Raw genomic sequence first — 12,176 nt, 5'->3', positions numbered from 1 at the left:
GTCCCACAGTGGCAGTAGTGGCCACTGTGACAAAGGAGATCACCATTGGCAAAGCCGCGCATGCGCCTTGAAAAGCAGACGCTCGACAAGGACCTCGACAAGTTCAGCCTTGCCGAGGAGGCGTCGCAGCAAGTGATGCGTGGTCTGGCCGCACCTGGCCTCGCCTTCCTGTTCCTGCTGCTCAGCATGGCCTTTGCCGCAAGCTTCGTGACGAACTCGGCAACCGCGCCGATCATCATCGCCGCCGCAGCGATCGCCGGCTACATGGCCATGAACATCGGCGCCAACGACGTGACCAACAACGTCGGCGCGGCGGTCGGCGCCAAGGCAATGTCGATGGTGACGGCGCTGACGATCGCCGCCGTCTTCGAAATCGCCGGCGCCATGCTGGCCGGCCGGCAGGTAACCCTGACCGTCGAGGCGGGTATTATTTACGGCGAGCATATTCTCGGCCCTGAGACGATCGTCTGGGTGATGATGGCGGCGCTTGCCTCATCGGCCGTCTGGATCAACATCGCCACCTATTCCGGCGCGCCGGTGTCGACCACACATTCCATCATCGGCGGCATCGTCGGCGCAGGCATCGCCGCTGCCGGCGTCTCCAGCGTGCAATGGTGGCCGCTGGCCGGCATTACCGCGAGCTGGTCGATTTCTCCCATCCTCGGCGGCGTCATCGCCGCCGCCTTCCTTGCCTTTCTCAAGGAATTCATCATCTACCGCGAGGACAAGATCGCATCGGCCCGACGCTGGATGCCGGTGCTTCTGGGCGTGACGGCCGGGAGTTTCACCACCTATCTCGCCGTGATCGCGCTGGTTCAGGTTGCCGCAATCTCGTTGACATCAGGCTTCGGCCTCGGTGTTGCCGTCGGCATAGCCACCTACTTCCTCAGCAAGCCCTGGATCCGCCGCCAATCGGAGGGGCTGGACAATCGCAACCAGTCGCTGCGCAAGCTGTTTCGTGCGCCGCTGATCCTGTCGGCCGCGCTGCTCTCCTTCGCTCATGGCGCCAACGACGTCTCCAACGCCATCGGCCCGCTCGCAGCGATCGTCTCCGCGCTTGATGGCGTCATCACCACGCAGACATCGCCGACGCCGCTTTGGGAACTGGCGATCGGCGCCATCGGCATTTCCATCGGCCTGCTGCTCTACGGCCCGCGCCTGATCCGCGTCGTCGGCCAGGAAATTACCCGCCTCAACCCGATGCGCGCCTTCTGCGTTGCGCTCGCAACCGCGGTCACCGTGTTGCTCGCGTCTGCCTTGGGTTTGCCGATCAGCTCGACCCACACGGCGGTCGGCGCCGTCTTCGGCGTCGGCTTCTTCCGCGAATGGTATACCCGCCACTCGAAACGGCGGCTCGAATATGTCCGCCAGAAGACCGGACACGCAGACTTCATGGAGCAGACCGAGACCAACTTTGCCGAGGTCCGCCGCCGCCGTCTTGTCCGTCGTTCGCATTTCCTGACGATCATTGCCGCTTGGGTGATTACCGTTCCCGCCTCTGCCGCCCTTTCGGCCGTCGTCTATCTCGTTCTTTCCGCCATTTTCATGTGAAGGTATTCCCATGCGCGCCAATTTTCGCATGCAGCGTCTTTTCGTTGAGCACCCCCTTCTGACCGGCTCGACACACGAGGCGACCAAGGAACAGTTCAATTATCTGATCAACGTGCTGCGCTACGAGGACGGTGCCTCCATTCTCGTCTTCAACGGCCGTGACGGCGAGTGGCGGGCCGAGCTTTCGCTTGCCTCCAAGAAACGCCTGATCCTGACCGCCGTCGAGCAGACCCGGCCGCAGCCGGCCCCTTGCGATCTCGTCTATCTCTTCGCGCCGCTCAAGGTCGGCCGCCTCGACTATCTCGTGCAGAAGGCCGTGGAAATGGGCGCCGGCGTGTTGCAGCCGGTGATGACGCAACATGTCCAGGGCAAGATCGGCAATCTCGATCGGGTACGCGCCAATGTCGTCGAAGCCGCAGAACAATGCGGCGTGCTCGGCATTCCCACCGTGGAAGAGCCGCGGCGGCTTGAAGACCTGCTGCAGGGGTGGCCTGCGGATCGTCGCATCATTTTCTGCGACGAAGGCAGCGACAGCCAGAACCCACTGCCGATCCTCACCGGCATCAAGGATAGGAAGCTGGCATTGCTGATCGGGCCTGAAGGCGGCTTTTCCGACAGCGAGCGAACCCAGCTGCGCAGCCTCGATTTCGTCACCGCCATCCCACTCGGGCCCCGCATTCTCAGGGCCGATACCGCAGCGGTTGCGGCGATGGCCGTCATACAGGCAACGGTCGGTGATTGGCATTGACCGGTCGCCTGCAAGCAAGCACGGCACATACTTTTTTTGAATAGATCTTGAAAGAAATTGACTTGCACCGCACCTGATTACGGTTCAAGCAGCCACCATCCACTTCCGCCTTCCGGCGGAACCGCTCAAGCAAAAGAAGACGCTCATGGCCCGAGATACCACCGACCAGACGCCGGTAACCTCTGTCGCTGACCTGACCGCTTACCTCGCGGCGGGCTCGAAACCGGAGGAACGGTTCCGGATCGGAACGGAGCATGAAAAATTCGCCTTCTTTAAGGCGGACAACAGCCCTGTGCCCTATTTCGGCGATGCCAGCATCCAGGCGCTGCTCGACGGCATGGCTGCAAAGAGCGGCTGGGAACCGATCGTCGACGAGGGCAACATCATCGGCCTTGCCGAACATTCGGGCAATGGCGCGATCTCGCTGGAGCCGGGCGGCCAGTTCGAACTTTCCGGTGCGCCGCTCGAAAACCTGCACCAGACCTGCAAGGAATCGAACCAGCATCTGGCCGTCCTGCGTGAAGTGGCCGAGCCGCTCGGCATTCGCTTCCTCGGTATCGGCGGCAGCCCGAAATGGACGCTTGACGAAACGCCGCAGATGCCGAAATCGCGCTACGGCATCATGAGCCGCTACATGCCCAAGGTCGGTACCCAGGGTCTGGACATGATGTACCGCACCTGCACGATCCAGGTGAACCTCGACTTCTCCTCGGAAGAGGACATGCGCCGCAAGATGCAGGTGTCGCTGAAGCTGCAGCCGCTGGCGACCGCCTTGTTTGCAAGCTCGCCCTTCACCGACGGCAAGCCGAACGGGCTTCTGTCCTGGCGCGGCGACATCTGGCGCGACACCGACAACCAGCGCTCCGGCCTGCTTCCGGCAGCCTTCAGGCCAGACTTCGGGTTCATCGACTATGTCGAGTGGGCGCTCGACGTGCCGATGTATTTCGTCGTTCGTGACGGTCACTATCACGACTGCACCCATGTCACCTTCCGTCAGTTCATGAACGGGGCGCTCAAGGGCGAGATTGCCGACTGGCAGCCGAACATGGGCGATTGGACCAACCATCTCTCGACGCTCTTCCCGGATGTCCGCCTCAAGCGCTTCCTGGAAATGCGTGGCGCCGATGGCGGCCCCTGGCGCCGGATCTGCGCGTTGCCGGCCTTCTGGGTCGGCCTGCTCTACGACGGCGAAGCACTCTCGGCCGCAGAAGAACTGACGCGCGACTGGACCTTCGAGGAGGTCGGCGCCTTGCGTGACGCGGTCCCCGCCCAGGCACTCAACACCAAATTCCGCACCGGCAACCTCTACGATATCGCCCGTGAAGCGGTATTCATCTCGCGTGGAGGCCTGAAGCGGCGCAACCGGCTGAACGGCGACGGCATCGACGAAAGCCAGTTCCTGGCACCGCTTGACGAAGTGCTCGCCAAGAAGGCGACGCTCGCCGAGGATCTGCTGTCGCTCTACAACGGCCGCTGGAACGGCTCGGTCGATCCGGTCTTTGCCGAGTACCAGTACTGAGACCGTAAGTCTGGGATCAAAAAGCGGTTTCCCACGTCACATTTCCCGTTATAGTGCAACGACATACGTCGTTTGGCCGAAGGGAACCGGGGATGGCACCGCTTTTTGACATGTTCACGCAGGCACAGAACGGACAGGCCACGGAGCTGATGGCCCGGCAATTCGGGCTTGCCCAGGAGCAGATGGCCAAGGCCACGGCTGCACTGCTGCCGGCCTTTTCCGCCGCCTTCAAGCGCAACACGACCAACCCTTACGATTTCGGCGCCCTGCTGACGGCCATGTCCAGCGGCAACTATGCCAAATATTTCGAGGACGTCAGCCAGGCGTTCACGCCGCAAGGCATGGCCGACGGCAACGGCATTCTCGGGCAGCTCTTCGGCTCCAAGGAAATGTCGCGCGCGATCGCAGCCCAGGCGGCCCAGGTCACCGGCATCAGCCAGGAGATCTACAAGCAGATGCTGCCAGCCATGGCCGATACGCTGATGGGCGGTCTGTTCAAGCAGGCAACCGGCCAGTTTGCCGGGGCGAATGCTGCCTTTGCCAACAACCCGATGGCGACGATGATGCAACAGTGGATGGAGGCGTCCGGTCTTGCCAGGAAGCCGGAGCCGCAGGCCAACCCCTTCGACAATCCCTTTACCCAGGCAATGCAGGGCTTCTTCGGCGCCGGCAAGAAGGAAGAGACTGCCAAGGCGCCCGACTTCTTTGCCGATAATCCCTTCCTGAAGGCATTCCAGGACATGATGCAGCCACCAGGGGCAGGCGCGACAGCCAAGCCGGCTGCGGAGAACCCTGCCGCCGCCCAGTTCTCGCAGATGATGAACAGCATGTTCGACAGCGGACTGGAGATGCAGAAGGAATATCAGAAGAACATCGAGGCGCTGTTCGACAGCTACAAGTCGGGCAACGGCAACAAGGCCTGAGCCCAGGCACTCCCCACACATTCAAACTGCGCGGACAAGAAAAAGGCCCGGTACATGTCTTGGTTCATGTACCGGGCCAAGCGGCAGGGTCTATTGGCTCTACCCTGCGGGGAACGTTTGGCGCGCGATAGAAGCGGCAGCACCGAAACTTTCGAAACTCGGAGCATGATCCGCGTTGGCGGCAGCTTGCGCGGATCATGCTCGATTGGCGCATCTCAAGCGGCGGGATGCGCCATGGGGAAATCAGTCGTGACGGATCCCCTTGTAGAAGAGGCTCACGCGGTTTCGCGACGCGCGCGTCAGATAGCTGGCGGGATTGTCGAAGAAGGGCGAGGTGATCGCCTCGCGGACATCTTCGCGTCGTAACCCCATATCGAGCAGATGACGGTCATCCAGTTCATTCAGACGCGCGATTTCGCATCGGTTCCTGAACATGCGCCATGCAGCCGTCATCACGCCGACAACGCCAGCGGCGCGGGAAGCATGGGACTGCTTTCCTGCAACGAGGTCGAGATCGAGGACGTGGTCGGTCGTGCGCATGACGGGACTCCTTTTTCAGGCACGAAGAAACCCGTCCCCTGCGCGAGGTCATGCGCAGGGGTGGGCCAGGGAACTTGGGGTGAACCGGCACTTGCTGCCGGCCGGGATCAATGAAATTTGCCCCTGATAGATCGCAAATCCTTATTGATCAGTCCAACGAATGTTTTTAATGATATTCATCAAACAATCTTATGGATGTATCACGGCCATGTCCGCACCGCTTGACATTGATCAGCTGCAAACCTTTGTCGCGATCGCCGACACGGGCAGCTTCACCAAGGCCGCCGACCGGGTTTTCAAGACACAGTCGGCCGTATCCATGCAGATGCGGCGCCTGGAGGAGCGCATCGGCAAACCGTTGTTCATGAAGGACGGCCGCGGCAACCGGCTGACCGTGGAGGGCGACCGGCTGCTCAATTTCGCCCGCCGGATGATCCGCCTCAACAACGAGGCGATGGCCTCCTTCGACGACAATCGCCTGGAAGGCACGCTACGCATCGGCACGCCGGATGACTATGCCGACCGCTACATGCCCGAGATCATCGTGCGGTTTGCCAAAACCCATCCGAACGTCGAGCTCTACATCATCTGCGAACCGTCGGTGGACCTTGCGGAAAAGATGGCCAAGGGCGATCTCGACATCGCGCTGGTCACGCACAATCCGCGCGCCCGCGCGTCTGACGTGGTGCGCACCGAACCGCTCTGTTGGGTGAGCTCGATCAACCATCCGCTACCGGAAAACGCGCCGATCCCGCTTGCGGTCGGGCGACGCGACTGCCAGTGGCGGCAGGCGGCCTGTGCGGCACTCGACGCGACCGGCAAGGAATACCAGATCCTGTTTACCAGCTGGTCGTCGACCGTGGTCGCCGCGGCCGTGCTCGCCGGCATGGCGGTTTCGGTCCTGCCGGAATCGGCCCTCCGTCCAGGCATGAAGGTGCTGACGCTCGCTGATGGCTTTCCGGCGCTTGCGCCGGTACAGATCGGCATCATGAAGCGCCCGGGCCTTTCGCCGTCGCTGTCGAACGCGATCACCAACCACATCACCGCCTGCCTCGACAACATCACGCCGATCACCGTCAACGATGACATCGATGGCGACATCAAGGGCTTTCCGCGCTATCCGCGCCTGCGGCAGAGCCATATGCTTCCGGGCTGGTAGGCACTTCGGCGCACACGACATCGCATCCCAGGGCGCGCGGCCTTTTTGTTGCAACGCGGAGTCCGGGCGGCAGGAGGATTATCATCCCTGCCCGGTCGGCCCGAACCGACTGCTCGATCGCGCCGCTCAGGCGAGCTTCGCCTTCAGGAACTCCACGGTGCGGCTCCAGGCGAGGTCGGCTGCAGCCTTGTCGTAGCGGGCGGCCGACGTATCGTTGTTGAAGGCATGGTTGACGCCGTCATAGACATAGATCGTCGCGTCCTTGCCATTGTCCGTCAGGGCCTTGCGATAGGCGTCGATACCCGCATTGATGCGCTCGTCGAGGCCCGCGTAATGCAGCAGAAGCGCTGCCTTGATCTTCGGCACGTCCTCGGCCTTGGCCTGGGCACCGTAGTAGGCGACGCCAGCCTTGAGATCCGGTGAATTGACCGCAAGCCGATTGACCAGCCCGCCGCCCCAACAGAAGCCGATGGCGCCGACCTTGCCGGTCGACTGCGCGTGCTGTTCGAGAAACGCGACGGTTGCCACGGCATCCGCGTTGGTTTCGCCGGCATCGAGGGCGCCGATCATCTCGCGTGCCTTGTCTTCGTCAACAGGCGTGCCGCCCGATGGCGACAGGAAATCAGGTGCGAGCGCGATGAAACCTTCAAGTGCCATCCGGCGGGCGACATCGCGAATATGCGGATTGAGCCCGCGGTTCTCGTGGATGACGATGACGGCGGGCAGCTTGCCCGTCATGTTCGCCGGACGGACCAGATAACCCTTCATGTCACCGTCAGCACCGGGATAGGAAATGTCCTCGCCGACGATGCGATTGTCAGTATCGGCGATTATCTCGGCCTTGGCGCTGCTGGCGGCAAGAAGTGGTGCGATGGTGGCGGCGGCCGCGGCCGAGCCGGCAAGCCCCGTCAGCGTTTCCATGAACCGGCGGCGATCAAGACTGAGGTGTGTATATTCGTCGTAAGCGTCGATCATTGCCTGCGTGATGACAGGTTTGTTCATGACGGCCTCCTTCGGTTTCTTCCTCCGCGGCAGCCCAACGGACAACCGCCCGCACCAGAATAGGTCAGCGGGCGGCTCCGGATATACAAACTTGCGTTACCACTCATGCGCGGCCATGGTCGCGCTTGGCTACCTAAGGCTCAGCTGTTGAGATCCAGCACGATGCGGCCGTCGATCTTGCCTTCCTCCATGCGCTGGAAGATGGCGTTGATGTTCTCGATCTTGTCCCAGGTGAAATGGGAGGCGACCTTGCCCTCGCCGGCAAATTCTAGCGATTCCTCGAGATCCTGCCGGGTGCCGACAATAGAGCCGCGGATGGTGATGCGCTTCAGCACCGTATCGAAGATCGGCACGCACATCTGGCCCGGCGGCAGGCCGACCAGCGCCATCGTTCCCTTGGAGCGCAGCATGTTGAAGGCCTGCTCCATCGCCTTCGGGGCCACCGCCGTCACCAGGGCGCCATGCACCCCTCCGGTCGCCTTCTGAACCTGCTCGACGGCGTCCTTGTCGCGGGCATCGACGACGAGATCGGCGCCAAGCTTTCTCGCCAGCGCCAGCTTGTCGGGGAAGATATCGACGGCGGCGACATGCATGCCCATGGCCTTGGCATATTGAACCGCCATGTGGCCGAGGCCACCGATGCCGGAGATCAGGGCCCATTCGCCGGGGCGTACCTCGGTTTCCTTCAAGCCTTTGTAGACCGTGACGCCGGCACACAGGATGGGGGCTGCCGGGCCGAATTCGAGCTTGTCCGGCAGGCGTCCGACGTAATCAGGATCGGCGAGACCATACTCGGCAAAGGTGCCGTTGACGGAGTAGCCGGTGTTCTGCTGGCTGCCGCAGAGCGTTTCCCAGCCGGTGCGGCAGGGGGTGCAGCCGCCACAGGCGGTGTGCAGCCACGGCACGCCGACACGGTCGCCCTCCTTCAGCCGCTTGACGCCGGCACCGAGCTTGGCGACATAACCGACGCCTTCATGGCCCGGGATGAACGGCGGGTTGGGTTTGACCGGCCAGTCGCCGTTCACCGCATGCAGGTCGGTGTGGCAGACGCCGGTCGCCTGAAACTTGATCAGCACCTGGCCGGGGCCCGGCTCCGGTATCGGCATTTCCTCGATCACGAGCGGCTTGCGGAATTCGCGCACCACGGCGGCTTTCATCGTTGCGGTCATCTCGATCTCCGATGCTGTCTGTTCGACGTCGATGGGCACGAGGGCGCCGACGACGGAGCTACGCTAACAACAGCCAGACTATCCGCAAAGTAGTGACGAGCAATTGATACGCATCAAGGCGCGAAGATCACCTTGGAAAGTGTCGCAGATTTGCGTCAGAAACCCCTGATCGGCACGCGCTCGATAACACCGCAGGCCCTAAGGCATAGGCAGCGGTCAGCTGTTCGCCATCCAGACGGAAAGCCAGATCCACATGCCTCCGAGCGTCGCAACGCCCGCCATGAACAGTGGTCGACGGTAGCGGATGCGGTTGCTGGTCACGTGAACGAAGGCATGCAGATAGCGCGAGGCAATGAACAGCCAGGCGAGGACCAGCGAGACGATGTTATCCGCCTCGGTGATGTAGAGGAGCACGCAGCAGACGTGGAACAACACCGGCAGTTCGAACTGGTTGGCGATGCTGTTGCGAACGACCAGGCTCTCGCCCGGCTCGTCCCGGTTCTCACGAAACTGCGAGACCTGCACCTTGCCCGCCCGCACCAGGCCGACGCGACGGAACGACAGGAGGGCGTAGAGGACGAAAACGAGCAGCACATGCGCCACCATCGGCCAGAAGATCTCGAAGCCCGTCATCGCTCTTACTCCACTCGAAACAATCCACTCAGGAAAGACAGGGGCGCCGGGCGGCGCCTCGTATCAGGAAGGAACGGGGGCGCCGGAAGGCGCGCCCGAGAAGATGCTTAGTGCGACCCCGGATAGTTCGGGCTTTCGCGCGTGATGGTGACGTCATGGGCGTGGCTTTCGCGCAGGCCGGCACCGGAGATGCGCACGAAGGTTGCGCGCTCCTGGTAGTCCTTGATCGTCGCGCCGCCGACATAGCCCATCGACGCCTTCAGGCCGCCGGCGAGCTGATGCAGGACGCCGGAGACCGGGCCCTTGTACGGAACCTGGCCTTCGATGCCTTCGGGAACGAGCTTCAGCGTGTCGCGGACTTCGGCCTGGAAATAGCGGTCGGCCGAGCCGCGCGCCATTGCACCGACGGAGCCCATGCCGCGATAGGCCTTGAACGAGCGGCCCTGGTAGAGGAACACTTCGCCCGGGCTTTCGTCAGTGCCGGCGAGCAGCGAGCCGACCATGACGGCCGAAGCGCCGGCAGCGATCGCCTTGGCGAGGTCGCCGGAGAACTTGATGCCGCCATCGGCAATTACCGGAATGTCCGAGGCCTGAGCGGCTTCGACGGCTGCCATGATCGCGGCCAGCTGCGGGACGCCGACACCGGCGACAATGCGCGTGGTGCAGATCGAGCCCGGGCCGATGCCGACCTTGACCGCGTCAGCACCGGCGTCGATCAACGCCTTGGTGCCATCAGCGGTGGCGACGTTGCCGGCCATGATGCGAACCGAGTTCGACAGCGTCTTGACGCGGGTGACCGCGTCGAGAACGCGCTGCGAATGGCCGTGGGCGGTATCGACGACGATGAGGTCGACGCCGGCATCGATCAGACGTTCGGCGCGCTCGAAGCCATCATCGCCGACGGAGATGGCGGCGGCGGCGCGAAGACGACCCTGCGCATCCTTGGAGGCATTCGGGTTCAGCTGTGACTTTTCGATATCCTTGACGGTGATGAGGCCGACGCAGCGGCCATCGCCGTCGACGACCAGCAGCTTCTCGATGCGGTGCATGTGCAAGAGGCGCTTGGCTTCCTGCTGGTCGACGCTTTCCTTGACGGTGATCAGGTTTTCACGCGTCATCAACTCGTAGATCTTCTGGTTCGGATCAGACGCGAAGCGAACGTCGCGGTTGGTGAGGATACCGACGAGGCGGCCCTGCTTCTGGCCACCGTTGCCGCCGTTCTCGACGACCGGAATGCCGGAAATGCCATGGATCTTCATCAGGCCGAGCGCATCTGCCAGCGTGCCATCGGGCCCGATCGTCACCGGGTTGACCACCATGCCGCTTTCGAACTTCTTGACCTGACGAACCTCTTCGGCCTGTTCGACCGGTGTCAGGTTGCGGTGGATGACGCCGATGCCGCCGGCCTGCGCCATGGCGATCGCCAGGCGGCCTTCGGTCACGGTGTCCATGGCCGAGGAAAGGATCGGGAGGTTGAGGTCGATATCCTGCGCGATGCGGGTCGAGATATTCGTCTGTCCCGGCATGACTTCGGAATGCCCGGGCTGGAGCAGAACGTCGTCGAAGGTCAGAGCCTCCAGACCGGTTGCCGTTTCGATGATACGCGCCATGGCCAATTCCCTTCAATAACGAAAATCCCCGGGAAACGGGCTGCGATTTGCCCACCGGGTGACTTCAAAGCTTGTCTTGGAAGTTGGCGAGGGCTCGTAACACGGATATGTCAGGATGAAAATAGCAAAGCCCGGGAAATGTCCCGGGCTTCCCCTATTGTTGTTGCGGAGCAACATTTTGGCTGTCAAATGCTCAGATATCGAGCTGATAGCTTGCCGGCACGAACCGATAACCCTGGTCCTGCGCTTCCACGAAGCCGACGGCGGGGAATGGCATGTGATAGCCGATGAAAGGCAACCTTTCGCTCGCGATCATGCCGAAAACCTTGCGGCGCGAGGCGGCAGCTGCCGCCTTGTCCATGTCGAAACGGACCTCCCAGTCCGGTCGCTGCAGAGACAGGACATAGTGGTTGGCGGTATCGGCTGTCAGCATCATCGCCTTACCGTCCGATTCCAGACGAAAAACCATATGGCCGGGCGAATGACCGAAGGCGGCGATCGCCGAAATGCCCGGAGCGACCTGCGCCCCGTCGCCGATGAACGTCGCCTTTTCGGCGAGCGGCACCACTTTTTCCAGCACGCCCTTGTGGCCACCTTCTGCCGGCGTGCCGACCCGGGCCGGATCCTTCCAGAAGGCAAATTCCGCTTCACCGATGACATAGCGGGCATTGGCAAAGGCCGGCTTTCCGCCTTCCATCAGACCACCGATATGATCGCCGTGCATATGGGTGAGGACAACGACGGAGACGCCCTCGGGCGTGTAGCCGGCAGCGCGGATACCATCGATGAGACGGCCGGATCCCGCTTCGCGCCCGGCTTCGCCCAAGCCGGTGTCGAACAGGATCACCTCTGTCCCGGTATCGACAAGGACTGGTGAATAGCTGTTGACCAGCGCGTCGGTCGGTAGAAAGTTCAGCGCCAGCAGCTCGGATACCGCCTGTTCCGACTGGTTGGTGCCATAGGTCTCGTGCGGTTTGGCAGAGGTGCGTGTGCCATCGCAGATGACCACGACCTTGAAAGCGCCGAGTTTGAGCGCCCGGATGGGCGGATGGGCTGGTTGCATGTTCTGACTGTCCGTCTTTTCCTGGGCCGTGGCAAACCCGGTCATGAATGAGGGTGCCGCCAATACACCCATTGTTCCCGCCGTCATCAAGGTGCGGCGCTTCATCTTCATGTCACTCGTCATCATTTTCTCCCGCGATCACTGCCTCTTGCTATCACCGGGCGAGAAGTAGCGTCTTGACAGCAATGGACAGGCGGGATCACAGGCTTTTGATCTGCAATCGTCGGTTTGGTCCCGACAAAGCCATCGGAAGCGCTAG

Annotated in this window: 11 protein-coding genes; 5 read left to right on the top strand and 6 right to left on the bottom strand. The window is 62.3% G+C overall.

Annotation, left to right across the window (positions count from 1 at the left end; all coding sequences use genetic code 11):
* The first annotated feature begins 45 nt into the window (after positions 1-45).
* From AC07UR_RS03860 to AC07UR_RS03845, 4 genes are all read left to right on the top strand, one after another.
* Positions 46-1,551 (top strand): inorganic phosphate transporter, encoded by a 1,506-nt coding sequence (locus AC07UR_RS03860; protein WP_173419112.1) that lies wholly within the window; start codon positions 46-48, stop codon positions 1,549-1,551.
* Positions 1,552-1,561: 10 nt separating this feature from the next.
* Entirely contained in the window at positions 1,562-2,299 is a 738-nt protein-coding gene (locus tag AC07UR_RS03855) for a 16S rRNA (uracil(1498)-N(3))-methyltransferase (RefSeq protein ID WP_209787359.1), read from the top strand.
* Positions 2,300-2,444: 145 nt separating this feature from the next.
* Positions 2,445-3,818 carry a glutamate--cysteine ligase gene (locus AC07UR_RS03850; protein WP_209787361.1) on the top strand — a complete coding sequence of 458 codons (1,374 nt, stop codon included), beginning with the start codon at positions 2,445-2,447 and terminating at the stop codon, positions 3,816-3,818.
* A gap of 92 nt (positions 3,819-3,910) precedes the next feature.
* Complete coding sequence (locus AC07UR_RS03845) at positions 3,911-4,741, top strand: DUF937 domain-containing protein (protein WP_209787363.1); 831 nt, start codon at positions 3,911-3,913, stop codon at positions 4,739-4,741.
* Between the two features lie 243 nt (positions 4,742-4,984).
* Here AC07UR_RS03845 and AC07UR_RS03840 read toward each other — a convergent pair whose 3' ends face one another.
* Complete coding sequence (locus AC07UR_RS03840) at positions 4,985-5,281, bottom strand: YjiS-like domain-containing protein (protein WP_209787365.1); 297 nt, start codon at positions 5,279-5,281, stop codon at positions 4,985-4,987.
* A gap of 208 nt (positions 5,282-5,489) precedes the next feature.
* Between AC07UR_RS03840 and AC07UR_RS03835 the strand changes: the two genes are divergently transcribed.
* Positions 5,490-6,440: a LysR substrate-binding domain-containing protein gene (locus AC07UR_RS03835; protein WP_025426032.1), complete on the top strand. Its 951-nt coding sequence runs from the start codon at positions 5,490-5,492 to the stop codon at positions 6,438-6,440.
* 126 nt (positions 6,441-6,566) lie between these two features.
* Here the strand turns inward: AC07UR_RS03835 and AC07UR_RS03830 are convergent, their stop codons facing one another.
* The 5 genes from AC07UR_RS03830 to AC07UR_RS03810 all read right to left on the bottom strand — a co-directional run bounded on the left by AC07UR_RS03830 (position 6,567) and on the right by AC07UR_RS03810 (position 12,040).
* Positions 6,567-7,442, bottom strand: coding sequence for a dienelactone hydrolase family protein (locus AC07UR_RS03830; protein WP_209787368.1), 876 nt, complete (start codon positions 7,440-7,442; stop codon positions 6,567-6,569).
* Positions 7,443-7,582: 140 nt separating this feature from the next.
* Complete coding sequence (gene adhP, locus AC07UR_RS03825) at positions 7,583-8,611, bottom strand: alcohol dehydrogenase AdhP (protein WP_077504248.1); 1,029 nt, start codon at positions 8,609-8,611, stop codon at positions 7,583-7,585.
* A 216-nt stretch (positions 8,612-8,827) separates the two neighbouring features.
* Positions 8,828-9,244 carry an MAPEG family protein gene (locus tag AC07UR_RS03820; RefSeq protein WP_173419106.1) on the bottom strand — a complete coding sequence of 139 codons (417 nt, stop codon included), beginning with the start codon at positions 9,242-9,244 and terminating at the stop codon, positions 8,828-8,830.
* A 107-nt stretch (positions 9,245-9,351) separates the two neighbouring features.
* Positions 9,352-10,854, bottom strand: coding sequence for an IMP dehydrogenase (gene guaB, locus AC07UR_RS03815; protein ID WP_173419105.1), 1,503 nt, complete (start codon positions 10,852-10,854; stop codon positions 9,352-9,354).
* Between the two features lie 193 nt (positions 10,855-11,047).
* Complete coding sequence (locus AC07UR_RS03810) at positions 11,048-12,040, bottom strand: MBL fold metallo-hydrolase (protein ID WP_209787370.1); 993 nt, start codon at positions 12,038-12,040, stop codon at positions 11,048-11,050.
* Positions 12,041-12,176 lie beyond the last annotated feature (136 nt).

The organism is Ensifer sp. GW821-FHT05G01, assembly GCF_059419585.1.
Note: the sequence above shows the minus strand (reverse complement) of the source record. Positions and strands in the feature narration are given on the sequence as shown.

Coding starts and splice junctions, on each gene's coding strand:
- AC07UR_RS03855 (WP_209787359.1), top strand. CDS start 1,562: ATGCGCGCCAATTTTCGCATGCAGCGTCTTTTCGTTGAGCACCCCCTT.
- AC07UR_RS03850 (WP_209787361.1), top strand. CDS start 2,445: ATGGCCCGAGATACCACCGACCAGACGCCGGTAACCTCTGTCGCTGAC.
- AC07UR_RS03845 (WP_209787363.1), top strand. CDS start 3,911: ATGGCACCGCTTTTTGACATGTTCACGCAGGCACAGAACGGACAGGCC.
- AC07UR_RS03840 (WP_209787365.1), bottom strand. CDS start 5,281: ATGCGCACGACCGACCACGTCCTCGATCTCGACCTCGTTGCAGGAAAG.
- AC07UR_RS03835 (WP_025426032.1), top strand. CDS start 5,490: ATGTCCGCACCGCTTGACATTGATCAGCTGCAAACCTTTGTCGCGATC.
- AC07UR_RS03830 (WP_209787368.1), bottom strand. CDS start 7,442: ATGAACAAACCTGTCATCACGCAGGCAATGATCGACGCTTACGACGAA.
- adhP (WP_077504248.1), bottom strand. CDS start 8,611: ATGACCGCAACGATGAAAGCCGCCGTGGTGCGCGAATTCCGCAAGCCG.
- AC07UR_RS03820 (WP_173419106.1), bottom strand. CDS start 9,244: ATGACGGGCTTCGAGATCTTCTGGCCGATGGTGGCGCATGTGCTGCTC.
- guaB (WP_173419105.1), bottom strand. CDS start 10,854: ATGGCGCGTATCATCGAAACGGCAACCGGTCTGGAGGCTCTGACCTTC.
- AC07UR_RS03810 (WP_209787370.1), bottom strand. CDS start 12,040: ATGACGAGTGACATGAAGATGAAGCGCCGCACCTTGATGACGGCGGGA.